Origin of the sequence: Labrys sp. (in: a-proteobacteria) (assembly GCF_047605565.1) — a bacterium.
Taxonomy (GTDB): Bacteria; Pseudomonadota; Alphaproteobacteria; order Rhizobiales; family Labraceae; genus Labrys; species Labrys neptuniae.
In genome coordinates, this window is the sequence record NZ_JASGFM010000006.1 from 54,748 (window position 1) to 80,948 (window position 26,201).

The 26,201-nt window shown below is 62.0% G+C and carries 27 protein-coding genes and 2 pseudogenes; 15 read left to right on the forward strand and 14 right to left on the reverse strand.

The annotated features are described in order from the left end of the window. Positions 1-83: 83 nt before the first annotated feature. The 3 genes and pseudogenes from QM672_RS08230 to QM672_RS08240 form a co-directional block, all read right to left on the reverse strand. A pseudogene (locus QM672_RS08230) lies at positions 84-810 on the reverse strand (transposase); the annotation flags it as partial. A 29-nt stretch (positions 811-839) separates the two neighbouring features. Beyond that, positions 840-1,904, reverse strand: coding sequence for a glycosyltransferase family 61 protein (locus QM672_RS08235; protein ID WP_415081855.1), 1,065 nt, complete (start codon positions 1,902-1,904; stop codon positions 840-842). Positions 1,905-1,943: 39 nt separating this feature from the next. Further along, a complete protein-coding gene (locus QM672_RS08240) occupies positions 1,944-2,657 on the reverse strand; it encodes a hypothetical protein (protein WP_415081857.1) in 714 nt (237 codons plus the stop codon). 258 nt (positions 2,658-2,915) lie between these two features. On the opposite strand from QM672_RS08240, the pseudogene QM672_RS08245 reads away from it, so the two are divergent. Beyond that, positions 2,916-3,686: pseudogene (locus QM672_RS08245) on the forward strand (transposase); the annotation flags it as partial. 221 nt (positions 3,687-3,907) lie between these two features. On the opposite strand, the gene QM672_RS08250 reads toward QM672_RS08245, so the two are convergent. Beyond that, positions 3,908-4,939 carry a glycosyltransferase family 61 protein gene (locus tag QM672_RS08250; RefSeq protein ID WP_415081859.1) on the reverse strand — a complete coding sequence of 344 codons (1,032 nt, stop codon included), beginning with the start codon at positions 4,937-4,939 and terminating at the stop codon, positions 3,908-3,910. A 275-nt stretch (positions 4,940-5,214) separates the two neighbouring features. Between QM672_RS08250 and QM672_RS08255 the strand changes: the two genes are divergently transcribed. The 3 genes from QM672_RS08255 (at position 5,215) to QM672_RS08265 (ending at position 7,591) form a co-directional block, all read left to right on the forward strand. Further along, positions 5,215-5,565 carry a MarR family transcriptional regulator gene (locus QM672_RS08255; protein ID WP_311934089.1) on the forward strand — a complete coding sequence of 117 codons (351 nt, stop codon included), beginning with the start codon at positions 5,215-5,217 and terminating at the stop codon, positions 5,563-5,565. An 80-nt stretch (positions 5,566-5,645) separates the two neighbouring features. Further along, a complete protein-coding gene (locus tag QM672_RS08260) occupies positions 5,646-6,497 on the forward strand; it encodes an NlpC/P60 family protein (protein ID WP_415081861.1) in 852 nt (283 codons plus the stop codon). A 44-nt stretch (positions 6,498-6,541) separates the two neighbouring features. Then, positions 6,542-7,591: a serine hydrolase domain-containing protein gene (locus QM672_RS08265; protein ID WP_415081864.1), complete on the forward strand. Its 1,050-nt coding sequence runs from the start codon at positions 6,542-6,544 to the stop codon at positions 7,589-7,591. A 15-nt stretch (positions 7,592-7,606) separates the two neighbouring features. On the opposite strand, the gene QM672_RS08270 is transcribed toward QM672_RS08265, so the two are convergent. The 6 genes from QM672_RS08270 to accD form a co-directional block, all read right to left on the reverse strand. Next, the gene (locus tag QM672_RS08270; RefSeq protein WP_415081866.1) at positions 7,607-8,932 is read right to left on the reverse strand and encodes a bifunctional folylpolyglutamate synthase/dihydrofolate synthase; all 1,326 of its coding nucleotides are present in this window, start codon (positions 8,930-8,932) and stop codon (positions 7,607-7,609) included. A gap of 113 nt (positions 8,933-9,045) precedes the next feature. Continuing rightward, positions 9,046-9,471 (reverse strand): hypothetical protein, encoded by a 426-nt coding sequence (locus tag QM672_RS08275; protein WP_311934085.1) that lies wholly within the window; start codon positions 9,469-9,471, stop codon positions 9,046-9,048. A gap of 14 nt (positions 9,472-9,485) precedes the next feature. Next, complete coding sequence (locus QM672_RS08280) at positions 9,486-9,965, reverse strand: hypothetical protein (protein WP_415081868.1); 480 nt, start codon at positions 9,963-9,965, stop codon at positions 9,486-9,488. A 51-nt stretch (positions 9,966-10,016) separates the two neighbouring features. Then, on the reverse strand, positions 10,017-10,418 hold the full coding sequence (locus tag QM672_RS08285; protein ID WP_311934083.1) for a hypothetical protein: 402 nt from the start codon (positions 10,416-10,418) through the stop codon (positions 10,017-10,019). Between the two features lie 89 nt (positions 10,419-10,507). After that, entirely contained in the window at positions 10,508-11,050 is a 543-nt protein-coding gene (locus tag QM672_RS08290; protein WP_311934082.1) for a GbsR/MarR family transcriptional regulator, read from the reverse strand. Between the two features lie 187 nt (positions 11,051-11,237). After that, a complete protein-coding gene (gene accD, locus QM672_RS08295; protein WP_068283517.1) occupies positions 11,238-12,116 on the reverse strand; it encodes an acetyl-CoA carboxylase, carboxyltransferase subunit beta in 879 nt (292 codons plus the stop codon). A 246-nt stretch (positions 12,117-12,362) separates the two neighbouring features. On the opposite strand from accD, the gene QM672_RS08300 reads away from it, so the two are divergent. The 7 genes from QM672_RS08300 (at position 12,363) to QM672_RS08330 (ending at position 18,905) form a co-directional block, all read left to right on the forward strand. Continuing rightward, on the forward strand, positions 12,363-13,124 hold the full coding sequence (locus QM672_RS08300) for an SDR family NAD(P)-dependent oxidoreductase (RefSeq protein ID WP_311934081.1): 762 nt from the start codon (positions 12,363-12,365) through the stop codon (positions 13,122-13,124). Positions 13,125-13,266: 142 nt separating this feature from the next. Continuing rightward, positions 13,267-14,139: a 2-dehydro-3-deoxygalactonokinase gene (locus QM672_RS08305; protein WP_415081872.1), complete on the forward strand. Its 873-nt coding sequence runs from the start codon at positions 13,267-13,269 to the stop codon at positions 14,137-14,139. A gap of 36 nt (positions 14,140-14,175) precedes the next feature. Beyond that, positions 14,176-14,820, forward strand: a complete 645-nt coding sequence (locus tag QM672_RS08310) for a 2-dehydro-3-deoxy-6-phosphogalactonate aldolase (RefSeq protein WP_415081874.1) — start codon at positions 14,176-14,178, stop codon at positions 14,818-14,820. A 179-nt stretch (positions 14,821-14,999) separates the two neighbouring features. Then, complete coding sequence (locus QM672_RS08315) at positions 15,000-15,902, forward strand: ribokinase (protein WP_311934078.1); 903 nt, start codon at positions 15,000-15,002, stop codon at positions 15,900-15,902. Positions 15,903-16,191: 289 nt separating this feature from the next. Beyond that, positions 16,192-16,674 carry a protein-export chaperone SecB gene (secB, locus tag QM672_RS08320; RefSeq protein ID WP_068283502.1) on the forward strand — a complete coding sequence of 161 codons (483 nt, stop codon included), beginning with the start codon at positions 16,192-16,194 and terminating at the stop codon, positions 16,672-16,674. A 165-nt stretch (positions 16,675-16,839) separates the two neighbouring features. Beyond that, on the forward strand, positions 16,840-17,856 hold the full coding sequence (locus QM672_RS08325; RefSeq protein ID WP_415081877.1) for a hypothetical protein: 1,017 nt from the start codon (positions 16,840-16,842) through the stop codon (positions 17,854-17,856). A 122-nt stretch (positions 17,857-17,978) separates the two neighbouring features. After that, a complete protein-coding gene (locus QM672_RS08330) occupies positions 17,979-18,905 on the forward strand; it encodes a DMT family transporter (protein WP_415081879.1) in 927 nt (308 codons plus the stop codon). Between the two features lie 38 nt (positions 18,906-18,943). Here the strand turns inward: QM672_RS08330 and dnaQ are convergent, their stop codons facing one another. From dnaQ to QM672_RS08350, 4 genes are all read right to left on the reverse strand, one after another. Then, positions 18,944-19,633 (reverse strand): DNA polymerase III subunit epsilon, encoded by a 690-nt coding sequence (dnaQ, locus tag QM672_RS08335; RefSeq protein ID WP_415081881.1) that lies wholly within the window; start codon positions 19,631-19,633, stop codon positions 18,944-18,946. Between the two features lie 141 nt (positions 19,634-19,774). After that, the gene (gene coaE, locus QM672_RS08340; protein WP_415081883.1) at positions 19,775-20,365 is read right to left on the reverse strand and encodes a dephospho-CoA kinase; all 591 of its coding nucleotides are present in this window, start codon (positions 20,363-20,365) and stop codon (positions 19,775-19,777) included. A 106-nt stretch (positions 20,366-20,471) separates the two neighbouring features. Next, the gene (locus QM672_RS08345) at positions 20,472-21,305 is read right to left on the reverse strand and encodes a shikimate dehydrogenase (protein ID WP_415081885.1); all 834 of its coding nucleotides are present in this window, start codon (positions 21,303-21,305) and stop codon (positions 20,472-20,474) included. Between the two features lie 18 nt (positions 21,306-21,323). Continuing rightward, positions 21,324-21,965, reverse strand: coding sequence for a Maf family protein (locus tag QM672_RS08350; protein ID WP_415081887.1), 642 nt, complete (start codon positions 21,963-21,965; stop codon positions 21,324-21,326). A 231-nt stretch (positions 21,966-22,196) separates the two neighbouring features. Here QM672_RS08350 and QM672_RS08355 point away from each other — a divergent pair, with 231 nt between their 5' ends. The 4 genes from QM672_RS08355 to QM672_RS08370 all read left to right on the forward strand — a co-directional run bounded on the left by QM672_RS08355 (position 22,197) and on the right by QM672_RS08370 (position 26,166). Continuing rightward, positions 22,197-23,309 (forward strand): ABC transporter ATP-binding protein, encoded by a 1,113-nt coding sequence (locus QM672_RS08355; protein ID WP_415081889.1) that lies wholly within the window; start codon positions 22,197-22,199, stop codon positions 23,307-23,309. Continuing rightward, positions 23,309-24,229: an ABC transporter permease gene (locus tag QM672_RS08360; RefSeq protein WP_311934070.1), complete on the forward strand. Its 921-nt coding sequence runs from the start codon at positions 23,309-23,311 to the stop codon at positions 24,227-24,229. Before QM672_RS08355 ends, QM672_RS08360 begins: the two co-directional genes overlap by 1 nt. After that, entirely contained in the window at positions 24,222-25,022 is an 801-nt protein-coding gene (locus tag QM672_RS08365) for an ABC transporter permease (protein WP_068283473.1), read from the forward strand. The genes QM672_RS08360 and QM672_RS08365 overlap by 8 nt, the downstream gene beginning before the upstream one ends. Positions 25,023-25,131: 109 nt before the next feature. Next, entirely contained in the window at positions 25,132-26,166 is a 1,035-nt protein-coding gene (locus tag QM672_RS08370) for an extracellular solute-binding protein (RefSeq protein WP_311934068.1), read from the forward strand. The last annotated feature ends 35 nt before the right edge of the window (positions 26,167-26,201 follow it).

A 26,201-nucleotide genomic window follows, 5' to 3' on the forward strand; every position in this document is an offset into this window, starting at 1 on the left:
GATCGGGTACGCGGTCTGGAGGGCTTTGTCTTGTGGTGGGGCATGAGGCTTGGCGCTTGTCGGAGTTCCCAGTACCTTTGTGGTCATGCGGTGGCGGCTCTGGCGTGCAGCCAGACGCTCCGCCGCATGTTGTTGGCAAGGTTGGTCAAGCCGATCTTCACCTTCGCCCGCACCAAACCGATGGTTCTCACGACGAGCGCCATAGGCCCCTTCTCATGAGTGAACACATGCTCGACGGCGGCGCGGACCTTGGACTTCATCGCATTGGCTCGGCGGGTGCGCTCGGGCATGGGCTTGCCTTTCGGCTTCTTGCGGTGAATGCGCGAGACAAGGTGGCGCTCGTTCAGCATCGCCTCGTTCCTAGCCGAGCGGTAGGCTGTGTCAGCCCAAACGCCACTCGCCGTGTTTGTCGCGTCGAGCACGTCGGTCAGGTGCGCTCCGTCGTGAGCGCGGCGTCAGTTACCGTCCATTTGCGGATCAGACCGTGCTCGCGCTCGATGGAGACATGCTTCTTATAGCCAAAGGCCGGGATCGCCAGATCGACCGGCTTCGTGCCCTCCTCTTGTAGCTTGGCCTTAGTGTACTTCGTGCATCGCGGTCCTTTTGCGCGATCTTCGCCGGTTTACCCTTCCAGGCATCAGCGACGCGCCCCTCCTTGATTGCCTGCTTCTCATCCTTCGTGTTGCGCTGCTTGGGCTCGGCCATGATGATGGCGTCGACGATCTGCCCGCGCATTGCCAAGAAGCCGCCGGCCCGCAACGCCGCGTCGAAGCGGGCGAATTTCAGACCGACCAGTTCATGCCCTGGAACTCAAACCCTGAACAGTACCGGCTAAGCGCCTATATCACGGTTCTCGGATCGCTGTTGATCACTCTCAAAACATCGTCGGCCAACGCTTTTGGATTCTCGCTCCTAAATGCATAGCCCAGAGTGTGATGCTCGTCCTCGTATCGACCAATTTGAACGATTTCGGGAGAATGATAATATTCTGGACTGTTATTTCCCGCTAGATCGAACAACTGATAGTTGGGATTATTCTTTTCCCCGTGACCAATAATAATTATACGCCCCTTGCAATGGGAGAAAGCAGCCGTGTGAAAAGCAGAGCCGAGGAAACCGACAATATATTTTCGTTCGCGGAACAGCCTGATTTGATCGGAAAAACTTTCAAGCTCAGGATAAAATATATCGAAACCCAAACTTTGGAGGGCAAGTTCCAAATCTTTCTCATTTGCAAGACCGGTTCCCTTGGTCTTTAATTTTGATTTTGATATGTATACAGGCCTTTCTGACATTTCGTTGCTATAATTACCACAGATTTTATCTCCAATATAATGATACAAGTGAGAAGCTGCATCGATATAGATAAACGATTTTTCCTGCATACAAGGCTCAGGGATCAAGACATCCCTTAGCGCTTCGGGATACTCGGGCTGAAATATATCACTATCTTTAATGCCCAAGGCCCACATGGTACTCGTAACGACGGGGTTCTTATACCAACGATTCACACCGTCAGGAAAGCCCGACTGAAAGACCATTTTGCGACCATCAAGGCCATACTTGCTTACGTACCATAGTCTAGAAATTGTATCTAATATATAATGCCCATAGTGAAGTGAAACATTTCCACCATATATATAATCAGACCGATTATTATATAGCACGTCTTCGGCCGAAACACCAAGTTCCGGAATCTGAAATCTTACGCTATTCTCTTTACCCGTGTAAAAGGTTGCTTCGGTAAGAAGTGAACCATCCGGATAAAAGGCTCCCCAACGACCGTTTATAACGGGCTTTGTGAATGTCGCCCTTTTTACCAAGGCAAGTTTCGGTGAACCTTCCCTAACGTCGTTGTCAATCCAAAACCCGGTGCACGATCTCAAGACGCTCTTATGGTTCAACTCCACTATCTCCAACCTGCTTTGGCATGCACGGCATTTTCATCCCAGAATTTCGCTGCGAGTTTGGTTGTAAATTTCCTCCATCTCGATTCCAGAATAGGCTTTGCTCATCAAACCAAACTCTACAATCCTCCCCTCGAATCCGGGCGGACTAGATACGTGCTGCCAAGCCTTGCCTAAAACAATCCCGCGGTAATTAAGCTTTGGAAGCTTCACGGAAACGATAGGAAAATTCCCCATCTTAAAATTAGCTGTAAGTCCGTCCCAAGATATCAGAATGACATCGAATTCACCTTTTTTAAGCTCTTCCGAGATAGGTAAATTTAACGTAGTACCTTCATAAAAAAGTGTAATTCTTTTTGAGCAATTTATGAAAGAGGGTTTCAACCCAAAATTTGAACCACCCCCTCCGAAATAGAAAATATAATTCAAACCATTGTTATCAACGTTAAACTCTTTAATGCTACAGACGACGTAGCAAGTTAAAATGCTATAGCTGATAGGCAAATCGAAGCCGGTGAAATTTTTAAGGGATTCTTTTGAGTTAAACTCAAAAAAATGTAAGCGGCGCTTCGCTTCTTCATTGGGAGGCAAAGACTTAATGTCAGGAAAGCTCCAGCCCCGCCCCCAATCCGATTCGCAATTCCACACGTGTTCTCTCTCCTGAGCCACACCGGAGGATTTCGGCAAGGACTTCACAACATTAGGATCGAATCCTATATTCTTCGCGGCAGAAAGCGTAAGATATCTCATGGCATTATTTATACCCACTTCGGAAAGGAGAGCGAATTTATTTTTCTTGGACTTATTGTAAAATTACAATTTGAGCTCTTTCGCTTGCTTGAGGCAGTTTATAATCGTAAAACTTAGCTTCATAACTCGAGGTTGTAGTTACCGCATACCAAAGGACACACCTATTTTATGCTGGCAAGCGCAAGTTACGCCTCGGATCTGCCCTTACCTCGGACGCAGGCCTCCGTTACGCTAACAGTCCGGCCGGCTCAAAGCCTATTGCTCGGAGATGAGCGGCGCAAGACTCGCTGGATGCGGTCCGTGGCGTCAGCGGGCCATTTTGGGCCGCAGTCATGTGGTGCCGGTCCTTGATGAGACTGGCTTCCTCAAACAGGGTAAGGCGTCGCGTGAGGTGGCGCGTCAATACACCGGATCGGCGGACAAGGCTGCCAATAACCAGATCGGCGTCTTTGCATCCTATGTCTCGTGCCACGGCCACGCCTTCATCGATCGGGCGCTCCATTTGCCGAAGACCCGGGCGGATGATCGGAACCGGATGGCCACAGCCCAATACCGGCTTTACCATCAAGCCGGCCTTGCCGCTCGCTATGATTGAACGCGCCATCGCGTCGAATGCGCCATTTTCCCGGGTGGCGACCGACGGTGTCTACGGTGGCGGTGATATCGAAATGGCGCTCAAACGGGCCGCAAGAGATTATGTGCTGGGGGAATGCCGACCGTCCCTTCCGCTCATGGGCAAAGCCGCAGGCCGTTGCCGGGACAGCCGAGGACATTGCCGAGAGCTTGCCGCAAACCGCTTGGCGGCGTCTGCCGGCAAGCGACGGCACCAAGGGCGTGCGACCGAATGATTGGGCCCATCTCGAACTAACCGATCTCGATGCTAGCGATTTTGATGCGACATTTCCCGGCATCTGGACTCGTGGACCGCTGATCCGCCGCAATATCACCGATGGCGATTTTGCTTTCTTCCCGACATGGGGTCCGATCGGCATATCCATCGAACCCCTGGTGACGGTGGAAGGGTATCGAACCTTCATGCATCATCGCTGGCGCTCCGGCGGTGAGCACACCAGGCTTGTGCGCGACGAATACAGCTCAAAGCAAAATCGCAACTGTAATATTATATAGCAAAGCTGCGCCCATAAATAGGCGTAGCTCTGTATATAGCCGAAGAATAGAGTAAATTCTCTAAAACAAATCAAACGACCGCATGATATCGCTGGCCTTTCGATCCAATAAGCTACTTACGATCAGATCAGATCGTATAGTGCCCTTGCAACTGCTTGTGGGTTTTCACATCTCAACGTATAACTGATTTCAGGTGTCTTGCCGATTTCGATAATATTATTACTATAATAATATTCTGGATCATTCCCACCTGCAATGTCGAACAATCTGTAGTTTGAATTCACGTGATAGTTATGCGCAAGTATGATTTGGCGTCCAGCAGGTTGCGCAAAAGCCGCTGTATGAAAGGCAGATCCGAGAGCACCTACAATTGTCTTTCGATTCTTGAATATCCTGATTTGATCCACGAGACTTAGTGTTTCCGGATATATTATTTCCACCCCGAGCTTTGCTAAATTCTCTTCCAGATCGATTTCATTGATAATACCCGTGCCCTTCTGTTTATATCGTGTCTTGGACAGATAGACAGGCACCTCATTGATGGAGGCATCATCCCCGGTAAGGAGTTCGGTGCCGATCTTCTTGAAAAGACTCCTTGCCGCGTCCCGATGGATCCAGGAGTTTTGCTGGACACAGGGTAGTGGCACCAGAACATCGCGAACGATCTCGGGTCCGGTGCATTGGACGATGTCGCTTTCGCGGATTCCCAGGGCTTCGAAGCAGGGTTTTACAAAGGGCCGATTATACCAATCCGAGAGGGCGAAGCCGGATTGATAGAGGACCTTGCGGCCGCCGAGGCCAGCGCGCGCGATCGACCAAAGCCTCGGCAGCGTCTCAAGCAAAAAATGCCCAAAATGAAGATTGACCCGGCCACCGAAAATCAATCCCGCTTTACCGTGATCCGGAACGTCCGCAACCTCGCAAGATAACTCCGGCACCTGAAACATATAGGTATTGCTCGGACCAAAATAGTCCGTCGCCTCAGGCATGAGTTTACCAGAGCGATCGAAAAAACCCCATTTATCCGCCAACCGAAAGGAAGTGCATATCGCCTGATCGACAGCGACTATCGCAGGGTCTTGCTCACGAATATCGTGTCGATGCCAAAAGCCCTGGCATAATTTGAGTTCCGGCTCTTCATGCGTTCCCGTCATACTCCGGAAGCCTTTCAATCTCACCCAAATAGAATCATCCCTCTATGTTGCAAGAGAACTATGACCAACTTGAAACCATTTCCATATCTTTCTGCCTCCTTCGCTGGTTCCAAAGAAATCTCTTCTACTAAAATGTCCCAGGTTCTACTGTTTTCTATCGAGTGAACTTTTGGCCCTTGTTTTCGGCATTTCAGGGCATGCAATTAACCCAATCTGCGTGATTACCCCCTATCCTGGTCCTTCGAATGCCGGCGGCAGGGAGGCACAGAGGGGCGATGGCGGTGGAGATGCGGCCGGCGCAGGCGTTGCGGCTCTGGCATGACGTCATGCTGACGCTGGTGCGCGACGCCCAGCCAGATCTGTCGAGCCGGCAGCTCGCCATTCTCCTCACCGTCTATCTGGAAGCCCCGCCTCATACGGTGCGCGGCCTCGCCGCCAAGCTCGATGTCACCAAGCCGGTAATCACCCGTGCGCTCGACAGCCTGGCCAAGCTCAAGCTCACCGCGCGGCGGCGCGATGAGTTCGACCGGCGCAATGTCATCATCCAGCGCACGGTGGACGGTGCGCTCTATGTCGAGAAGCTCGGCGACATCCTGGTCGCCCTTGGCAAGGACCTTCCGCGCTGACGACCCTGGGGGTGCGAAGATCTTGCGGGACGGCACAGGCTGCTCCATTGAAGACAAGACCCGTTTGAAGGACTGTTGCATTGACTGCCCATGATCGACGCATCACCCCGGCTCGCCCCGATCTCGCCGCAGCCTCGCTACGCGGCATCGTCACGGCGCCACGCTATGTCGAGGGCAGCGAGCGCCGCGTCATCGAGACGGCGGTGCCGCTGCGGCCCGATCCGGATTTCTCCGCCTCCATCGATACCGAGCTCCTCTTTGGCGAGAGCTTCACCGTCTATGACGAGATGGAAGGCTGGGCCTGGGGCCAGGCCGACCGGGACGGCTATGTCGGCTGGCTGTCCGCCAATGCGCTGGCGGCCCCGCGCCCCGCCACCCATAGCATCGGCGTGCTGCGCAGCTTCATCTACCCCGTACCGTCGATCAAGGCGCCGGTGATGCTGGCACTGAGCCATGGTTCCGTCCTTTCCGTGGTCGCCAGCGAGGGGCAGTTCCTTCGCCTCGAGGATTGGGGCTTCGTCTTCGCCGCCCATGCCAGGCCTGTCGATTCCGAGGAGGACGACCCGGTCGCGGTCGCCGAGCGTTTCCTCGGCGTGCCCTATCTGTGGGGTGGCAAATCAAGCCTCGGCCTCGATTGTTCGGCCCTGGTGCAGATGGCACGCCATGCCTGCGGCCTGGCCTGCCCGCGCGACAGCGACATGCAGGAAGGCGAACTGCCGGGCGAGCGGCTCGACCCCGCCGGCCCTCTCGCGCAATTGCGGCGCGGCGACCTCCTGTTCTGGAAGGGCCACGTCGCCATGGTCCGCGACGAAACGACGATGATCCACGCCACCGGCCACACCATGACCGTGACGGTCGAGGGCCTTGCCGACGGCATTGCGCGCATCGCTGCAGCGGGCAGCCCGTTGCGCAGCATCGTCAGGCCGGATTGAGCCGGGCTGATATTCGCGACTTCGGCTAGAGGGAACCAATCATCATGACCTCGATGGATGCGCCGGCAAAAGCCATGGGCGGCAGGCTGACCATGCAGGACAAGCTTGCCGCCGGTATCGCCTCCGGCCTCTTGCGTGACCTGCATGTCGTCCTCGCCAGCCAGGACGGACGCACCATTCTCGAACATTACCAGGCTGGCGTGGACGAGAGCTGGGGCAGGCCGCTCGGCGAGGTCGGCTTCGGGCCGCAGACGCTGCACGATCTGCGCTCGGTCACCAAGAGCGTCGTCGGCCTGCTCTATGGCATCGCCCTCGACCGCAAGCTCGTGCCGCCGCCGGACGCGCCCCTGCTGCCGCATTTTCCGGACTATCCCGACCTCATCGCCGCATCCGACCGGCAGGGGCTACGGATCGAGCATGCCCTTACCATGACGCTCGGGCTCGAATGGGACGAAGAGCGGCCCTATACCGATCCGCTGAACAGCGAGATCGCCATGGAAATGGCGCCGGATCGCTACCGCTTCGTCCTCGAGCGACCCGTCGTCGCGGAACCTGGCACACGCTGGATCTATTCGGGCGGCAGCGTCGCCCTGATTGGCGAGCTGATCCGGCGCGGAACCGGCAAGGCCCTGCCCGAATTCGCCCGGGAAACGCTGTTCGAGCCACTCGGCATCGACAGGTTCGAATGGATCGCCGGCGATGACGGCGTCGCCTCGGCGGCTTCGGGCCTGCGCCTGCGCGCCGCCGACCTGCTGCGGATCGGCGAGCTGGTGCTCGCCAAGGGCCTGTGGAACGGCGATCGAATCATATCGCAGGCCTGGATCGAAGCCTCGTTGAAGCCTGCCATACCGACCGGTGACGGTCTGGCCTATGGCCGGCTGTGGTTCATCGGCGCAGACGCGACGACAGCCCTGCCCGGCGGCGAGCATCCCTGGATCGCCGGCTTCGGCAATGGCGGCCAGCGCCTCTGGCTGATGCCGGATGCCGGCATCGCCGCCGTGATCTATTCGGGCAAATACAATGCGCCCGACGCCTGGGTGACTCCGACGCGCCTCTGGCGCGAGATCATCCTCGCCAATGCAGGAAAAGCCTGAGGCAGCCTCTGGGGCCTATTTCGGCGCCGTGCCATTGAAGGCGAGGATCTCGCCGGCGAGATAGAGCGAGCCGGTGAGCACGACGCGAGGTGCCACCGGAAAGGCTTCGCTGGCGATCGCCTCGAGCGCGGCCTGAAGACTGCCATGGGCGCGGGCAGCGAGCCCGGCCTGGCGCGCCGCTTCGGCCACGGCCTCGGGGGCGCGGGCTGCCGCACTGTGCTCGATCGGCACCGTATGCACCTCACGGGCGAGACCGGCGAAATTGTGCAGGAACCCGTCGGAATCCTTGGTGGTCAGCATGCCCGTCACCAGCACCAGCGGCCGGGGATTGCGCTCCTCCAGTTCGGCGAGGGCCTCGGCCAGCACACGGCCGCCATCGACATTGTGGCTGCCGTCGAGCCAGATCTCGGAGCCCGGTGGCAGCAGGGCCGGTATGGCACCCTGGGCGATGCGCTGCAGGCGGGCGGGCCATTCCACTGCCTGCATCGCCTTCTCGAAATGGCCATCCTCGACGGTGAACAGGGTCTGGCTGCGCAGCGCGGCGATGGCAAGACCGGCATTGCGGTGCTGGTGTCGCCCGGCAAGGCGCGGCAAAGGCAGATCGAGCAGGCCGCTCTCGTCCTGATAGACCAGGCGGCCATTCTCCTCATGCACGTCGAAATCCTGCCCGCCGATCACCAGTGGTGCGCCGACCCGCGCGGCCACGCTTTCGATCACGGCCCTGACAGCGTCGATCTGCGGATAGATCACGCCGCGTGCGCCGCGCTTGAGGATGCCGGCCTTCTCGCGGGCGATGCCCTCGATGTCGGTGCCGAGGAAATCGGCATGGTCATGCGAGATCGAGGTGATCACGCTGAGAAGCGGCTTGTCGATGACGTTGGTGGTGTCCATGCGTCCGCCGAGCCCCACCTCCAGCAAGAGGACGTCGGCCGGATTCTCGGCGAAGAGCTTGAAGGCGGCGGCGGTCGTGATTTCGAAGAAGGTGATCGGCGCGCCGTCATTGGCCTGCTCGCAGGCCTCAAAGGCCTCGATCAGCATGTCTTCGCTCACCAGGGCGCCAGCGCTGCCCCTGGACCCGGCCAACCGGATACGCTCGTGGAAATGTACGAGATGGGGCGAGGTATAGACGTGCACGCCATAGCCGGCGGCTTCCAGCGCCGCGCGCAGGAAGGCGATGGTCGAGCCCTTGCCATTGGTGCCGGCGACATGGATCACCGGCGGCACCTGCCGCTCGGGATGGCCGAGCTTGGCCAGCAGCCTCTCGATCCGGTCGAGCGAGAGGTCGATCTTTTTCGGATGCAGCGCCATGAAGCGGGAGAGATAGGCGTCGGACTGCGTCATGGGGGAGGTAAGGCCTCGAATTGACCTGGTTCGGATCGAACCGGAGAGGAAACTAATCAACGTCAGCCTTACCTTTTCCCCCGGCGGGGGGCCAGACCCTTTCTCGCCGGCGATCATGTCACCCAGGAAGTACGCCAGCGACAGATCGAAGCAACCACCGCACCGGTGAAGGCAAACGGAAGGGGCCAATTCATCCCCCCTGTCAGTATCAGCATTGGAATGCCTGCAGATCCTGCGCCGGCCAGCGCCCAGACGACGGGCGATCGCGCGATGTTATTGGACATGCCAAAATAGAACATGATCGATCCGCCGAGAGCGGCAAGGGGAAAGCCAATGATGATACCAAACCCGATGGCCACCGGCAGGAGGGCGAGCAGAGAGGGTAGATCTCTGATTGACCTCGCAATGTCGGTGGGCTGGCGTATGCCAGCGATTATCGCCAACCCGAGCAGGAAGACAGGACCGGCAGCGACACCCGCCAGGCAGATGCTTGCCCAGTTCGGACCCGGATACCGTCGAGACGTTTCAGTGCCTGTCATGAGGCAGATCTTTCCTAGGCGTCATCCCATGCGACCCGCCAGCGGCTGATGGAGGCGACGACCGCACCGGTGAACGCGAAGGCGGTGAGAAACTCCGAATCTTCCATGCCAATGCAGGCCGCTGGCCCTCCGGCTGCGAGCGCGCCCGTCAGCGCCCAGAATGCCGGGTGGCGCAACCCGATATTGTCCCGGCCGAGCCCCGACAGTGCCATCGCTCCCAGCATGGCAAGCGGAAAGGCAATGATGGTGCCGACAATGACGGCGGCTAGCATCAACCCCATCAAAGCCGGGAGCAGATCCGAATCCACGTGGAGCGGGACGGGCCGATCCGGCTGCCAGCCAAGTGCCGCCAGGGCCAGTCCGAGGAGAAAGGCCGGGCCCGCGGCAACGGCGCCGAGCGTGATGCTGGGGAAGTGAGGTCGCCTGGCACCATGGCGTGTCAGCAGGAAGATGGCGGCGCAAACCAGGCAAAGGAGAGCAAGGGCGGCAAGCATGGCGGCCATCCTTCCAGATCGAACGGCAATGCGGATCTCGGGGCCTGCCCGTTACGGAGCAGGCGTCGTTTCGGTCGCGACCGCCATGGCCGGCCCGCGCGCCTCCCCGACCCAGCCATTCACCTTGCGGCCGAGCTGGGCGATCGCCCCCATGTTGAAGAAATGCATGGCGCCGAGCACCAGCACGGCGAGGCCCACCTTGCCGCTTAGGAAACGCATCGCCCCGGTCATGGTGGTCGGCTCGTCGCCCAGACTGAGGGCGAGCGTGATGAAGCCGATATTGACGAGGTAGAAGCCGACGATGAGCAAATGGTTGGTCGAACGCGCCAGGGTCTCGTTCTGGCCGAAGCACTGGGTCAGGAAGACCAGGCCGCTGCGCGACAGGGTGTGCGCCACCCAGATGGTGATGCCGATGGCGATGACGAGGTAGAGGGCGTAGGCAATCTCAGTCATGTCGTTTCCTATCGTTATATCCGTTATTTCTGAATATTAAGAAATAACATGACGCGAGAAGGTTCGGAGCGGCCTCGCGTCTCGCCGGTCTATTCCCTGCTTCTGCCAGGGATGAAGCGCGCGACCTTGCCGCCGAGCTTCATCAAGGTCACGAGGGTGGGCTTGGGCAGCACCCGGACCTGTTCGTACCAGCCACTGAGCGTGGACATGAAGTCGTGCAGGCGCGTCACGCGCTCGCGTATATGGGCCGGCGCGTTGCCGTCGCGCTGCAGCTTTTCGGACAACTCGCCCAGCAGCTGGATGGTGGGATCGATTTCGCGGCGCTTGCGTTCGATGGCGATGCGCATCAGCATCTCCCACAGATCGGTCTCGGCGACGAAATGGTCACGCCGGTCGCCCTCGACATGCACGCGGCGGACGATGTTGTAGCCCTGCAATTCCTTGAGGGCGGTGGAGACGTTGGAGCGGGCCAGGCCCAGTTCCCCGACGATGGTCTCTGCGTCGACGGGCCTCTCGGACAGATAGAGCAGCGCATGCACCTGCGCCACCGAGCGATTGACTCCCCAATAGGTTCCCATCTCGCCCCAATGGAGCACGAAGGTCTTGGCTTCGGGGTAGTCGAGCAGGCGCATGATTTATCCTATTTCTGTAAAAACAGAAATAACAGTCATGGGCGAGGGAGTCAATCCGGCAACCTGCTCCGGTGCACGGGCACCTTGCCCGCTCTTCCGATCCTGCAAACGCCGAGCTTCCAAGAACGGGCAAGATGCCCGTGCACCGGAATCGCGTCCTGAAGAAAGGTCTGGCCTCCCTGGAAGATCAGGCGGCTTCCGCCGGGATCTCCTTGGGCGGGGTCTTGGTCAGCAGTCGGCAGATGCGCGCGACGGTGGCCTTCATCTCGTTGCGGTGAACGACCATGTCGACCATGCCGTGCTCCTGCAGATATTCGGAGCGCTGGAAGCCCTCGGGCAGTTTCTCGCGGATGGTCTGCTCGATGACGCGCGGACCTGCAAAGCCGATCAGGGCTCCCGGCTCGGCCAGCTGCACGTCGCCAAGCATCGCATAGGACGCAGTGATGCCGCCGGTGGTCGGGTTGGTCAGCACCACGATATAGGGCTTCCTGGTTTCCCGGAAACGCTGGATCGCCACCGTGGTACGCGCCATCTGCATCAGGGACAGGATGCCTTCCTGCATGCGCATCCCGCCGCCGCACGCGAACACCACGAAGGGTACGCCGCGATCGGCCGCCGTGAGCAGGCCCTTGACCACCGCCTCGCCGGCCGCCATGCCGAGCGAGCCGCCCATGAAGTCGAAATCCTGCACGGCAATCACCGCCGACACGCCATCGACCGTGCCGGCACCGAGCTTGACCGCATCCGTCATGGCGGTCTTGGTACGGGCATCCTTCAGCCGGTCGACATAGCGCTTCTCGTCCTTGAACTTGAGCGGGTCCGGCACGACCTCGGGAAGCGCGATGTCTTCCCATTTGCCGTCATCGAACATCAGCTTGAGGCGCTGCGTCGCCGTCATGCGCATGTGATAGTTCGAGGCCGGGATGACGTAGTTGTTCTGCTCCAGGTCCTTGTGAAAGACCATCTGCCCCGTCTCCGGATCCTTGATCCAGAGATTCTCGGGCGTGTCGCGGCGCGAAAAGAAGTCCTTGATACGCGGCGGAACGACGTTGGCGATCCAGTTCATGGGATACCTTTAAAAGCACGGCGCCCGCCCAAGGCGGGTCGGGGCTGCAGATCAATCATGTTGCCCCTACTTAGCCGTTCCAAACGCCTTTGTCAGCGCCCCCGGCGCATGACCGCCATCCGCCTCGCGGGTTTCCGGCGACAAGTCGAGCCATCCCACTCGACACACGCTGGACGGCGCACCCGAACCGCGCAATATGTAGGACGAATCCACGTTCAGACCGAGAAGCATCAGGGAGTCCCAGGGATGGCGAACGCCATTTATCCAGATCTGAAAGGCCGCACCGTCGTCATCACCGGCGGCGGGCAGGGCATCGGCGCCGCCACCGTCAGGCTGTTCGCCCATCAGGGCGCCAAGGTCGGCTTCGTCGACATCGCCGAAAAACCGTCGCAGGCCCTGGCGGACGAACTCAACCAGAGCGGTGCCACCGTCCTGTTCAAGAAGGCGGATATCACCGACATCGAGGCCCTGAAGGACGCCATCGCCGACATCAGCGCGACGCTCGGACCGGTCACGGTGCTGGTCAACAATGCCGCCCACGACCAACGCCATAAATTCTTCGAGGTGACGCCCGACTATTTCGACGACCGGATCGCCGTCAACCTCAAGCACGCCTTCTTCGCCGCCCAGGCCGCCATCCCCGACATGATCGCCGCCGGCGGCGGCACCATCGTCAATCTTGGTTCCGGCTCCTGGCTGATGGGCTCGGAGGATCTGAGCGCCTACGCCACCGCCAAATCGGCCGCCTACGGCCTGACCCGCGTGCTGGCCCGCGAATTCGGCAAGGACAATATCCGCGTCAACTGCGTCATTCCCGGCTGGATCATGACGGAACGCCAGCTCGCGCTGTGGGTCGACAAGGCGGGCGAGGAAGCGATCGCGCGCAACCAGGTGCTCAAGCGCAAGCTCGTGCCCGACGATATCGCCAAGGCCGTGCTCTTCCTCGCCTCGGAGCAATCCTCGGGCATGACCAACCAGCAGATCATCGTGGACGGTGGTTGGTATTGAGCCCTTCCTCGGACTCGGCGAGGGCCGGGCGCCTCGATCCCCGGCCCCGATAAAGGCTCGATGCTCGCCATGACGCTTGCGCATCGGCGGAGGGATGCGCATGTAGGCGCGTCGAACCCAACACCAACCGGATTGGACCAGCATGACATCCGAACTCATCGCCGTGGACTGGGGCACCAGCCGTTTCCGGGCCTATCGCCTCGATGGCGCCGGCACGGTGCTCGACCGGGTCTCGGCCGAGGACGGCATGTCGACGGTCCCGGCCGGCGGCTTTGCGGCCGTGCTGGAGCGCCATTGCGGCGCCTGGATGAAGGCCAGCCCCGATGCGCCGGTACTGATGGCCGGCATGGTCGGTGCCCGCAATGGCTGGGCTGAAGCCGCCTATGCGCCCTGCCCCGCTTCGCCCAAGAGCCTTGCAGAGGCGCTGCTGCACATCGACGAGCGGATTTCGATCGTTCCCGGCGTGATCGTACACGATGAAACCAGCCCCGACGTCATGCGTGGCGAGGAAACCCTGATCTTCGGCACCGATGTCCGCAATGGCCTGGTCTGCCTGCCCGGCACCCATTCCAAATGGGCAAGGGTCGAGGACGGCGTCATCACCGGTTTTGCCACCTTCATGACGGGTGAGACCTACGCCCTCTACCGCCAGCATAGCCTGCTCGCCCGCCTGGCCGCCGAGCCCGAGGATCTCACCGGCTTCGACGACGGGCTGGAAGCGGCCACCGACGAACGCGGCCTGCTGAACCGCCTGTTCCAAGCCCGCACCCGCGTGCTCGCCGGTGAGATGAGCGGCGAAAAGGTCGGCCCCTATCTCTCTGGCCTGCTGATCAATGCCGAGATCGAGGGCGCCTTCAAGCGCTACGGCGCCGACCATCTCGTTACGCTGGTCGCGGACGGCGTGCTGGCCAAACGCTATGTTTCGGCGTTGAGGGCCCGCGGCAGCGCCATCGAGATCATCGCGCCGGAACGGGCTTTCCTCGATGGTCTTTCCACCCTCGCCGCGGCTCGCTGACATCCGGCCCCTCGAACCGACAACAAGGACACAACCATGAGCCTCACCCTCGCCTCTGCCCTGGCCGAGATGCCGCTGGTCGCCATCCTGCGTGGGGTCAAACCGGACGAGGTGGAAGCCATCGCCGAGGCGATCGTCGCGGCCGGCATCCGCATCCTGGAAGTGCCGCTCAACTCGCCCGATCCTCTTCGCTCCATCGGCCTGCTCGCCCGCGGCCTCGCCGGACGTGCCTTGGTCGGCGCCGGCACCGTGCTGACCGTCGACGACGTCGCCGGCGTCGCCGAGGCGGGCGGCACGGTAATCGTCTCGCCCAACACCGATGTCGAGGTGATCCGGGCCAGCAAGGCGCGCGGCCTCCTGTCCCTTCCCGGCTTCTTCACGCCGACCGAGGCCTTCGCCGCGCTGGACGCGGGCGCCGACGCCCTGAAGCTGTTCCCGGCCGAGATGGCATCGCCCGTCGCCGTCAAGGCCATGCGCGCCGTGCTGCCGCGCAGCACCAAGGTGCTGGTGGTCGGCGGCGTCTCGCCCCAGACCATTCCGCCCTATCTCGCCGTCGGCGTCGACGGCTTCGGCGTGGGTTCGGACCTCTATGCTGCCGGGCGCAGCGCCGCCGAAGTCGGCGAGCGCGCGGCTGCCCTCGCGGCCGCCATCCGGGCGCTCAACGGCGAGCGCACGGCCTGAACCTGTCCCAATAGTGTTTTTGCGATTTGACGGAGTCACCTCGAATCGCAAAGACGGGTCGAGCCAAAAAGTTTGAGCAAACAAGCGTTCAGTCATGAACGCGCTTTGCTCTGGAGAGGCCGAGTTGCGCGCCTCGCCTTTCCCGTTATGCTTTCCAAAACAATCGAGGAAACCGCCCTATGATCGTCGTGTTCGGTTCGCTTGGCGTGGACCTGGTCACCAATGTCAGCCATATCCCCCACCCTGGCGAGACCGTGCTGTGCGAAGGTTATTTCATGGTGCCGGGCGGCAAGGGCGCCAATCAGGCGGTGTCGGCGGCACGCGCCGGCTCGAAGACCGCCATCATCGGCTCGCGCGGCAATGACGGCTTCGCCGATCTCGCCCTGTCGGTGATGCGGGAAGCCGGCGTCGATGTCGCGCCGGTGCTGCCGGTCGACAAGCCGACCTGCGTCGCCTTGATCACGGTGGACGAGAAAGCCGAGAACGCCATCGTCGTCGCGTCCGGCGCCAACCAGGCCACGCGCGCCGCGCAGCTCGAGACGTTCGACCTCGCTGAGGGCGATATCGTGCTGCTGCAGCGCGAGATCCGCGATTCCGAAAATTTCGCCGCCATCAAGCATGCCAAATCGCGCGGTGCCCGCGTCGTCTTCAACGTGGCGCCCGCCGGCCCGCTCCCCGAAGAGGTCCTGCGCCTCGTCGACGATCTCGTCGTCAACGAGCATGAGGCCCTGGTAGTGGCCAAAGCTGCCGGTATCGAGGCGACCGATCCTGTCGAAGCCGCCCGTGTGATCAGCGAGCGCTTCGGCTGCGCCGGCATCGTGACGCTGGGCGCCGAAGGCGTGGTCGGCTGGAGCAAGGGCACACGCCACACCGCACCGGCCCTCAAGGTGACGCCGGTCGACACCACCGCCGCCGGCGACAGTTTCACCGGCGCCTATGCTGCTGCCCTCGACCAGGGCCTCGGTTTCGACGCTGCCCTGGCTCGCGGCGCCGCCAGCGGCTCGCTGGCCTGCACCCGGCCCGGCGCCCAGTCCTCCATCCCGACCAAGGCCGAGATCGACGACGCCCTGCGCCAGTCATAGCCTGAAAATTGGCAAGGCGCGGCGAGCGCTCGCAGGAGCGGAAGTTCAAGCTCCCCTTGTCGCCACGGCCCTGGCGTGGTACCCGCGCGCTGGCTCAGCGGCCTGTCATGATCGGACTGCCGCTGATTGTGATTCCTAGAGTATGGTGTCTCCAAGCTGGAACGCGCCTTGCCCTAGCCCTTTGTTCTGACGCGTCGTTGCCAGGTTCGGCGGCCTTGCCGGACCACAAGACGCTCCGGAGCGCTTTTTCCTTCGGCCCAAGGGCTGCACACCCACTAAGGAACTCGAAATGGCGAACGAACAGCAGAACGGCCCCGAAGAGGCGCAGGAAGTCCAGCCCTCCCTCAACGTGCTGGCGCAATACATCAAGGATCTCTCCTTCGAGAACCCCAATGCACCGCGTTCGCTCGGCAACCTGCAGAACTCGCCGCAGATCCAGCTCACCGTCAACGTCAATGGCAAACCGCTCGGTGGCCCCGACTACGAAGTCGAGCTTTCGATCGAAGGCGGCGCCGGCGAAGGCGCCAACACCCTGTTCAAGTTCGAGCTGCTCTATGGCGCGGTGATCCGTCTTGCCGGCATCCCCGAAGACAACATCCACGCCATGGTGATGATCGAAGGCCCGCGCCTGCTCTTCCCCTTTGCGCGCCAGATCATCGCCGACTGCACGCGCAATGGCGGCTTTCCGCCCCTGATGATCGACCCGATCGACTTCGTGGCGCTCTATCGCAACCGCCTCGCCCAGAGCCAGCCGACCGTCGGCCAGGCCTGATCGTCGCGAACTGCGCAACTCTCCTGAACAGGACCGGCGGCGCACACCCGATGCGCCGCCCGGTATCTTGTGAAACAAGCGCCATTCCCGAAGCGGCGCTATGATCGGAAATCGATCATCCGGCACCCCTCGACAAGGCCAGGACCGGACACAGGAGGAATGGGCTTGGGAACGCGGCGACTGATCGTCGGATGCCTTGCCGCGGCCATGCTCGTTGGCGGCGGCATTTATGCCATCGGCCAGCAACTGCGCAGCTGCGGCCTCATCGATATCTGGCTCCGCCGCAGCGGCTGCATCGCCGCCCATGAATTTCCGACTCTGTTCGACGGCAAAAGCCTCAACAATCCCGCCATGGCCTTCGAAGGCGATAGCGATCGCCTCGCCCTGGCGATGACCGAAACCCGGCCGGCCACCGCCACCGGCGCTATTCCCCAGCGCTACATATTGCTTGAAGTATCGGCCGAATCGGGCACGGTCCTCAACCGCACACCACTCGGCGGCTTCGAGGAAGGCCGGCTCAACGGTGCCATCCTGCTCGCCTGGAACGGCCGCCATGCCGCGATGGCCGTACCGCAGCCGGGCAAGGCAGCTGCCCCTGCCGCCAAGGAACAGGTCGCGGCGACCCTCAAGCTCATGGCCCTGGCGGGCGGCGAAGCCGGCTGGGAAAAGCCGTTGGACGACATCCCTGCAAGCCGGTCCGGCTTCGGCCAGTTCGACCCGGACAATCAGCGGTTCCGGCTTTTCACCGGTGCATGGACGATCGCAGGGGAAAAGATCGATCGAGGCCAGGTGAATTGGAACAGGGCATTCGGCTCCGGCGACATGCCGGTGAACACGCCCGACGGCACCACCGCGGTCGTCCGCGCCGACAAGGGCGCGATCGAAATCATACAAGCGGACGGCCGCAGATCCAGCCACGATCTCGGCATCGCCGGACAGCAGATCTCGACCAACTGGCTGCTGCTGTCGCCGGATGGGCGCAGATTGTCCCTGATCCTGCGCCCCGTCGGGGCAGACGGCATCCTGCAGGTTTGGGACATCCGGACCGGCCAGCGCCTGATCGATGCGGTCGTACCCAGGCTCGCCACAGAAGCGGCATGGTCCGCCGATGGCCGCCGCCTGGCCGTCCGCCGCAGTGGCCTCGAAGGTTCGGGCTACGCCCTGTTTGCCATTGACGGCTGAGACCTACGGTCGCGATGTTCGATCCAGCATCGGTGCTGTCGGCATGAGACCGCAGGAAGCGGGTGGCATCGATCCGGCCAGTGCCGCAGATCTCGAGAAAGCTCGCTCTGCGGACAAATACGATGTCGATACCGGCCACTCCCAATCGCCCGATGAGCCTCGTCGAATGGGGCCTGCTGCTCGCCCTCTCGCTGCTCTGGGGTGGATCCTTCTTCTTCACCGGCATCGCGATCGGGGCCTTGCCGCCGTTCAGCATCGTCCTGCTGCGCGTCGGTCTCGCCGCGCTCATCCTGCTGGTGGTCCTGTCGTTCCACGGCCAATCCCTGCCGCGCGAGCCGCGTCTTTGGGCTGCCTTTTTCGGCATGGGCCTGCTCAACAACGTCACACCCTTCTGCCTGATCGTCTGGGGCCAGACGGAGATCGCCTCGGGCCTTACCGCCATCCTCAATGCCACGACGCCGCTATGGACGGTGATCGCCGCCCATTTCCTCACAGCGGAGGAGCGCATGACCGGCAATCGCCTTGCCGGGGTACTGATCGGGCTCGCCGGCGTGGCCGTGATGGTCGGCCCGCAAGCCCTCGCCGGCCTCGGCGCACAGCTTGCTGCGCAGCTTGCCGTGCTCGGCGCCGCGATCTCCTATGCGCTTGCCGCCATTTTCGGCCGCCGCTTCCGGATCCTCGGCGTGCCGCCGATGGTCACCGCCACCGGGCAGGTCACGGCTTCCGCCCTGATGCTGGCACCGGCTGCGATCCTCGTCGACCGGCCCTGGACGCTGGCCATGCCAAGCTTGCCGGTCTGGGCGGCAATCTTCGGCCTGGCCGCCATGTCGACGGCGCTCGCCTATGTCCTCTATTTCCGGATCCTGACCACGGCAGGTGCCACCAATCTGGCCCTGGTGACCTTTCTCATCCCGATCAGCGCCATCCTGCTCGGAGGGTTCGTGCTCGGAGAAAGGCTCGATCCGAAGCATTTCGCCGGGATGGTCTTGATCGGCCTGGCTTTGACGGCGATAGACGGCCGTCTTTTCAGGCGCCTGCGCCCGGCATGAGACAGGCCGGCTGTCAGACCGTTATCTCTGCGGCTCCGTCACGGCGCATATTTCTTCCACAGGGCGTTCTCGCCCAGGCCGGCGATGAAGGCTTCGTGGGCGGCCAGTTCTTCGGGCCGAATGCGCGACGGCAACGCCTTGGGGCGGGCCCCGACCGTGCCGCCCCCAGCGCGGGCGACGATGGCGGCAGAGGCTGAAGCCAGGCTGAGCGCCGTCTGGCGTCCGCCGGTCAGCTCGATATAGACCTCGGCCAGGATCTCGGCGTCGAGCAAGGCGCCATGCTTGACGCGCTTGGAATTGTCGATGCCGTAACGCTGGCAGAGTTCGTCGAGCGAGGCACGCGCGCCGGGATGCTTGCGCCGTGCCATGGCCAGGGTATCGACGACCCGGTCCATCGCCAGGGCCGCGAGGTTGACCCGTTTCAGCTCCGCATTGAGGAATCGCATGTCGAAGCCGGCATTGTGGATGACGAGATGGGCGTCACCGACGAAATCGACGAATTCCTGGGCAAGTTCGGCAAAGAGCGGCTTGTCGGACAGGAACTCGGCCGAGAGCCCATGCACGTTGAAAGCTTCCACCGGCATGTCGCGCTCGGGATTGAAATATTTGTGCCAGGTGGCACCGGTGGGATTGCGGTCGATCATCTCGACACAGCCGATCTCGACCAGCCGATGCCCTTCATTGGGATCGAGGCCGGTGGTTTCGGTATCGAGGATGATCTCGCGCATTTAGGGTCCGTCGTCAGCTATGGTTTGGAATTTGATGAGGTCAAAAATAGTCAAATGGGAGGAGAGAGCGTAGCCAAGTCTTTCGTCTTGGCAAGCGAAGCGACGCTGCAGATGACCATTTTTCACCTCACCGCTTCCGACTCAGGCGGTGGAGGACAGGGCCGTGATTATGGCATCCACCTGACTCTGGGCAAAGTCGAGACCCTTGCTCGAATCGATGATGAAATGGGCGCGGCGGCGCTTTTCCACATCTGGAACCTGGCGGGCCAGGATCACGGCGAAGCGTTCCTCGTCCATGCCGGGACGCGCCATCACGCGCTCGCGCTGGATGCGGGCGGGCGCCGAGACCACCGCCACAGCCCGGCAGCGCCGTTCGCCACCGGTCTCGTAGAGCAGGGGGATGTCGAGCACGGCAAGGTTCGCCCCCTTGGCGCGGGCAGCGGCCAGGAAATCCTGTTCGGCAGCATGCACGAGCGGATGCACGATGGTTTCGAGAGTGCGCATCGCCTCGGCATTGCCGAATACCTGCCGGCCGAGCTTGGCGCGATCGATCACCCCATCCACGGACACCCCCGGAAAGGCTGCCTCCACCGCCTCCACGGCCGGCCCGGCATAGAGACGATGAACCGTGGCATCGGCGTCGTGCACCGGTACGCCCCGCGCGCGGAACATCGCCGCCGTCGCCGACTTGCCCATGCCGATCGAACCGGTCAGGCCAAGGATGAAGGTCATCATCGCCTCCAGGGAGCATGCGCCCCCATTCGTATCGTGATCACACCGGCACGCCAGCAGGGATCGTCAAGAAACCTTAGGCTCAGAAATCCGAAGCCCTGAAATCCTACGCTTTCGCCTCGATGTCCGCCAGCACCAGCGCCCGCAATTGCGGCGTCACCTCGGGCCGGGCGCCGAACCAGCGCTCGAAACCGGGAACCGCCTGGTGCAGGAGCATGCCGAGCCCATCCACCGTGGCAAGGCCGAGCTGCCGGGCCGCGGCGAGCAGCGGTGTCTCCAGCGGCACATAGACGATGTCGGTCACCAGCGCCGATTTCGGCAGGCGCGAGAGGTCGAGATCGAGCGGCGGCTGGCCCTTCATGCCGAGCGATGTGGTGTTGACCAGGAGATCGGCCTCTGCAAGGGCGGTCTCGGCCTGGTCCCAGGCCAAAGCCGTGACCTTCGTGCCGAAATGACGGGCGAGAGCTTCGGCGCGTTCCAGCGTGCGGTTGATCAGCAGGATCCGCTCGGCGCCGCGCTGCAGGAGCCCATAGAGAATGGCTCGGGAAGCACCTCCGGCCCCCAATACGACGGCCTGCGTCATCCCGGCGCTCCAGCCCGGGGCTTCCTGGTCGAGATTGGCGAGGAAGCCGGTGACATCGGTATTCATGCCTTTGAGCTGGCTGCCTTCGAACCAAAGCGTGTTGACGGCTTCAAGATCGCGCGCGACAGGATCGTCCACGCTGGCGAGGCGGAAGGCCGCCTCCTTGTGCGGCACGGTGACGTTGCCACCGACGAAACCCTGCTCGGCCAGGGTCCTGACAAAGGTCTCGAACGCGGCAGGCTCGACGGCGATGCGTTCATAGCTGCCCTGAATACCGAGTTCCTTCAGCCAGAAGCCGTGAATCAGGGGCGAGCGCGAATGGGAGATGGGGTAGCCGACGACGAAGGCACGTTTCATGGCAGGTCCTGTAAAGGCTCAGGCGGTCGCAAGGCCATGCTCGCGCAGCGCGGCGAGCAAAGGCAGCAAGGGAAGGCCGAGAATGGTGAAATAATCACCCTCGATCGCCTCGAACAGGGTCACGCCCAGCCCTTCGAGCTGGTAGCAGCCGACACTGCCCAGGATGGCCTCGCCCGCGCGGGCAAGGTAGTCGTCGAGGAAGGCATCGGAGAAATCGCGCATGGTCAGGCGGGCGCTGGCAACGCCGCTCGCGATGACGTCGCCGTCCTGGGCCAGGGCATAGGCGGAGTGGAGTTCGTGGCGCCGTCCACGCAGGACAAGGAGCTTGTCGCGAGCCTGCGCCAAGGTCGCCACCTTGGAAAAGCGCTGCTCGCCCAAGGCCATGGTCTGATCGGCGCCGATCACCACCGCGCCCGGCGCATCGCGGGAAACGGCAAGGGCTTTCTCGCGGGCAAGCGCTTCGGCAACCCGGTCGGGGGCCAGATTGTCCGCCTGCCATCGGCGTTCGAAGCCGCGCTCGTCGATCGCTGCCGGGATCGCCTCGATCGCCAGCCCGGCGGCACGCAGCATCTCGCCGCGAATGGCGGATTTGGAGGCCAGAATGAAGCGCGGCGATGCTTCGCCAGCCCTGCCTTCGGCCCGACCGTCAACTTTTTTCATTCGCCTGAAAATCCCGTTTTTCTGCGTCTGCCTTAGCAGTCCGCCCCGCTTTTGCGTAGGGGAGCGGTCAAAAATGCCGCATGATCGCTGCCTTCAGCCGCAGGGGTTGCCTGAAAATCCTGCACACCGGCCCGTTGCAAACCGTCGGATAATGTGATCACATTATCGAAAGCCAAGAAAAATGAACCGAGACGAGCCTGGCCGTGAGCCAAGGCAGATGAGGGGTTGTGCGTGCCGGACGGAACGGTTGTCAATTCAATCGAAGTTCGCGATGTGCGGAAGGTTTTCGGCGCTGGCGACCATGCCTTCGTCGCTCTGGATACGGTCAGCGTATCCATTCGCCAGAATGAATTCTTCACCTTGCTCGGGCCGTCGGGCTGCGGCAAGACCACGCTGCTGCGCCTGATCGCCGGGTTCGATTTCCCCACCTCCGGGCAGATCCTGCTCTATGGCGAGGACATTGCGGGCCTGCCGCCCTTCAAGCGGCCGGTCAACACGGTGTTCCAGAGCTATGCCCTCTTCCCGCACATGTCGGTAGCCGAGAATATCGGCTTCGGCCTGGAAATGCTGGGCAAGCCCAAGGCCGAGATCGGCACGCGGGTCGCCGAGATGCTCCGCCTGGTGCGCATGGAGCACCTGGCCGATCGCAAGACCAGCCAGATCTCGGGCGGCCAGCAGCAGCGCGTGGCGCTTGCCCGCGCCCTGGCGCCCCAGCCCAAGGTGCTGCTGCTCGACGAGCCGCTCTCAGCCCTCGACTACAAGCTGCGCAAGGAAATGCAGCTCGAATTGAAGCGCCTGCAGCACGAGACCGGCATCACCTTCATCTTCGTCACCCATGACCAGGAGGAAGCCCTGGCCATGTCGGACCGCATCGCGGTGATGTCGGCCGGACGGATCCTGCAGGTGGGCGGCCCGCGCGACATCTACGACACGCCGGCCGAGCGCTTCGTCGCCGAGTTCATCGGCGAGACCAATTTCATCGAGACCGATTTTCTCGGCCGCAACGGCGCCCAGGCCCGCGTCAAGCTGCCCTCGGGCCGCGAAATCACGGCCGGCCTCAGCGACGGGCACCAGCCCGCCGACAAGACCTGGCTGGTGGTGCGCCCCGAACATGCCCAGCTCACCGCCGCCGAAGGCGCCCTCCTGGCCGGGACGGTGGAGAATGTCGTCTATCTGGGCACCGATACGCATTTCCATCTGCGGCTCGATCACGGGCCCCGCTTCACCGTGCGCCGGCAGAATACCGGGGCTGGAGCGGTGACCAGCCCAGGACAGGCCTTCGAGCCTGGCCAGCGCGCCGGCGTCACCTTTGCCGAAGGCACAGCCCGGGTGTTGAGGGACTGATGACGGACGCTGCCGAAATCGCCACCAAGGCCCGCCGCAACGAAACCCGCAACCGCTGGCTGCTGTCCGCACCTGCTCTCCTTGTGATCCTGGTCGCCGCCACCGGCCCGCTCCTGATCGTGCTGGTCTATTCCTTCCTGGTGCCGGGACCCTATGGCGACGTGAAGTGGCAATTCTCCACCGAAGGCTGGACCTCGGTCCTCTTCGAACGCGACATGTTCGACGACACCCTGTCGCTGGCCAGCGCCCATCTCACCATCTTCTGGCGCTCGGTGAAGCTGGCGCTGATGACCACCGTGGTGACCTTGGCGCTCGGTTTTCCCACCGCCTACTTCATCTCGACGCGGCCGGCCCACCGGCGCGACCTCTGGCTGTTCCTGATCACCATCCCGTTCTGGACCAACCTTCTGATCCGCACTTTCGCCATGCTGCAGATCATCCGCAACGAAGGCCTGTTCAACATGGTGCTGATCAAGCTCGGCGTGATCTCGGCACCGCTGCAGATCCTCTATACCGATACCGCCATCCTGGCCGGCATGGCCTATGTCTACCTGCCGCTGATGGTCCTGCCGATCTATGCCAGCATGGAGAAGTTCGACTTCCGCCTGGTCGAGGCCGGCTATGATCTCTATGCCAGCCGCTTCCAGGTGCTCCGCCGCATCATCATCCCGCTGACCAAGCCCGGCATCGTCGCCGGCTCCATCCTGGTGTTCATTCCCGCGCTCGGCGCCTATGTCACGCCGAACCTGCTCGGCGGCGGCAAGAACATGATGCTGTCCAACCTGATCGAGCTGCAGTTCGGCCAGGGCCGCAACTGGCCGCTGGGCGCCTCGCTCTCCATCACGGTGATGGCGATCGTGATGGTGGCGCTGCTGGTCTATGTGCGCAATACGGGTGGCTCGGGGGTGAAACATGGCTGAGCCCTTCTCGATCCGCCGCCAGCCCGGCTTCACCACCATCGCGCTGCTGTGCTTCGTGCTGCTCTATCTGCCGATCGTGGTGATGGTGATCTACGCCTTCAACGAATCCTCCTCGGTCTCCACCTGGGGCGGCTTCTCGCTGAAATGGTTCGTGGCGGCCTGGAACAACGACCAGGTGGTCGATGCCACCCTGCGCTCCTTCCAGATCGCCACCATCGCCGCGGTGCTCTCCACCGTCTGCGCCACCATGGCAGCGCTGGCGACCACACGTACCGAAGCCTATCCGGGCCTCACCTTCACCTATTCGGCCATCAACCAGCCGCTGATGGTGCCCGAGATCGTCACCGGCGTGGCGCTGCTGATCTTCTTTTCCCGCATCAAGATCGTCACCGGCTATGACGGCCTGGCCTATCTGATCGCCGCCCACACAGCCTTCTGCGTGCCCTTCGCCTATCTGCCGATCCGCGCGCGCCTGGAAGGCATGGACCTCACCTTGGAGCGCGCCGCCGCCGACCTCTATGCCACGCCCTGGCGGGCTTTCCGGCGCGTGACGCTGCCGCTGCTCTGGCCCGGCATCCTCGCCGGCCTGATGCTGGCCTTCGTCACCTCGCTCGACGATGTGGTGATCACCGAATTCGTCAAGTCCGGCGGCCAGGACACGCTGCCGACCTATATGCTCGGCCAGCTGCGCCGCGGCGTCACACCCGAAGTCAATGCGCTGTCGACGGTCTTCCTGCTCTTGTCCGTCGTCATCGTCACGATTTTCTTCTTCATCAGCAGGAAGAAAGACTGATGCGCCGGATGGAGCGAAGATCACATCTTCGTCCAACCGCCGCATCGCCACTCAGGTTGGGGGCAATAGAGCTCAAGCCGGTGCCCCGGCTTTGTAACGGGAGACAGAGATGAACTGGAAATCGACGGCCACAGCGGCCGCCCTGGCGCTGCTCGCATCCACGAGCCTCGCCAGCGCGGAGGGCGCGCTCAACATCTTCAACTGGGGCAACTACACCAGCCCGGAGATGATCAAGAAGTTCGAGCAGAAATACAACGTCAAGGTCACCATCACCGACTACGACTCCAATGACACGGCGCTCGCCAAGGTGCGCCAGGGCGGCACGGGCTACGACATCGCCATGCCCTCGCAGAACTTCATCCCGATCTGGATCTCCGAAGGCCTCGTCCAGGAGGTCGACCCCTCCAAGATGGAGAACTTCAAGAACGTCGCCAAGGAATGGGCCGATCCGCCCTTCGATCCCGGCCGCAAATATTCGGTGCCATGGGCCTGGGGCACGGTCGGTGTCGTGGTCAATACCGACGTCTACAAGGGTGACATCAACACCTGGGGCATCATCTTCGACACGCCGCCCGAGCTGAAGGGCAAGACCAATGTCGTGCCCGAGATGAACGACGTCATCCACGCCGCCATCCGCTACAATGGCGGCAAGATGTGCGACGGCGACAAGGCCCTGCTCAAGAAGGTGCGCGACACCCTGGTCAAGGCCAAGCCCAACTGGATCGCGATGGAATACAACACCATCGAGAAGATGGGCGCCGGCGACTTCAAGGCTTCCAGCGACTGGAATGGCTCGGCCCTGCGCCAGCGCCTGGGCCACCCGCAGATCCATTACGGCTATCCGAAGGAAGGCGTGCAGCTGTGGAGCGACAACATCGTCGTGCTGAAGGAAGCCAAGAATGTCGAGAACGCCAAGCTGTTCATGAACTTCATGATGGATCCTGAAAACGCTGCGATGAACTCGGCCTTCCATCGCTATGCCAACGGCATCGCTGGTTCGGAAAAGTTCATGCCGGCCGACATGAAGGATGCGCCTGAGGTCAACGTGCCCGAGGCGATCATGAAGACCGCCGAGTTCTCGCATGCCTGCCCGCCCGAAGTGACCGAGCTCTACAGCAAGATCTGGACCGAGCTGCAGAAGTAGGGGCGTCCATCTCGACCAAGAAGAATGAAGCGCGA

Excerpts from the sequence above, each read along its gene's own strand:
- QM672_RS08240 (WP_415081857.1), bottom strand. The coding sequence starts at position 2,657 with ATGAGATATCTTACGCTTTCTGCCGCGAAGAATATAGGATTCGATCCT.
- QM672_RS08250 (WP_415081859.1), bottom strand. The coding sequence starts at position 4,939 with ATGACGGGAACGCATGAAGAGCCGGAACTCAAATTATGCCAGGGCTTT.
- QM672_RS08255 (WP_311934089.1), top strand. The coding sequence starts at position 5,215 with ATGGCGGTGGAGATGCGGCCGGCGCAGGCGTTGCGGCTCTGGCATGAC.
- QM672_RS08265 (WP_415081864.1), top strand. The coding sequence starts at position 6,542 with ATGACCTCGATGGATGCGCCGGCAAAAGCCATGGGCGGCAGGCTGACC.
- QM672_RS08270 (WP_415081866.1), bottom strand. The coding sequence starts at position 8,932 with ATGACGCAGTCCGACGCCTATCTCTCCCGCTTCATGGCGCTGCATCCG.
- QM672_RS08275 (WP_311934085.1), bottom strand. The coding sequence starts at position 9,471 with ATGACAGGCACTGAAACGTCTCGACGGTATCCGGGTCCGAACTGGGCA.
- QM672_RS08280 (WP_415081868.1), bottom strand. The coding sequence starts at position 9,965 with ATGCTTGCCGCCCTTGCTCTCCTTTGCCTGGTTTGCGCCGCCATCTTC.
- QM672_RS08285 (WP_311934083.1), bottom strand. The coding sequence starts at position 10,418 with ATGACTGAGATTGCCTACGCCCTCTACCTCGTCATCGCCATCGGCATC.
- QM672_RS08290 (WP_311934082.1), bottom strand. The coding sequence starts at position 11,050 with ATGCGCCTGCTCGACTACCCCGAAGCCAAGACCTTCGTGCTCCATTGG.
- accD (WP_068283517.1), bottom strand. The coding sequence starts at position 12,116 with ATGAACTGGATCGCCAACGTCGTTCCGCCGCGTATCAAGGACTTCTTT.
- QM672_RS08300 (WP_311934081.1), top strand. The coding sequence starts at position 12,363 with ATGGCGAACGCCATTTATCCAGATCTGAAAGGCCGCACCGTCGTCATC.
- QM672_RS08305 (WP_415081872.1), top strand. The coding sequence starts at position 13,267 with ATGACATCCGAACTCATCGCCGTGGACTGGGGCACCAGCCGTTTCCGG.
- QM672_RS08310 (WP_415081874.1), top strand. The coding sequence starts at position 14,176 with ATGAGCCTCACCCTCGCCTCTGCCCTGGCCGAGATGCCGCTGGTCGCC.
- QM672_RS08315 (WP_311934078.1), top strand. The coding sequence starts at position 15,000 with ATGATCGTCGTGTTCGGTTCGCTTGGCGTGGACCTGGTCACCAATGTC.
- secB (WP_068283502.1), top strand. The coding sequence starts at position 16,192 with ATGGCGAACGAACAGCAGAACGGCCCCGAAGAGGCGCAGGAAGTCCAG.
- QM672_RS08330 (WP_415081879.1), top strand. The coding sequence starts at position 17,979 with ATGTCGATACCGGCCACTCCCAATCGCCCGATGAGCCTCGTCGAATGG.
- dnaQ (WP_415081881.1), bottom strand. The coding sequence starts at position 19,633 with ATGCGCGAGATCATCCTCGATACCGAAACCACCGGCCTCGATCCCAAT.
- coaE (WP_415081883.1), bottom strand. The coding sequence starts at position 20,365 with ATGACCTTCATCCTTGGCCTGACCGGTTCGATCGGCATGGGCAAGTCG.
- QM672_RS08345 (WP_415081885.1), bottom strand. The coding sequence starts at position 21,305 with ATGAAACGTGCCTTCGTCGTCGGCTACCCCATCTCCCATTCGCGCTCG.
- QM672_RS08350 (WP_415081887.1), bottom strand. The coding sequence starts at position 21,965 with ATGAAAAAAGTTGACGGTCGGGCCGAAGGCAGGGCTGGCGAAGCATCG.
- QM672_RS08360 (WP_311934070.1), top strand. The coding sequence starts at position 23,309 with ATGACGGACGCTGCCGAAATCGCCACCAAGGCCCGCCGCAACGAAACC.
- QM672_RS08365 (WP_068283473.1), top strand. The coding sequence starts at position 24,222 with ATGGCTGAGCCCTTCTCGATCCGCCGCCAGCCCGGCTTCACCACCATC.
- QM672_RS08370 (WP_311934068.1), top strand. The coding sequence starts at position 25,132 with ATGAACTGGAAATCGACGGCCACAGCGGCCGCCCTGGCGCTGCTCGCA.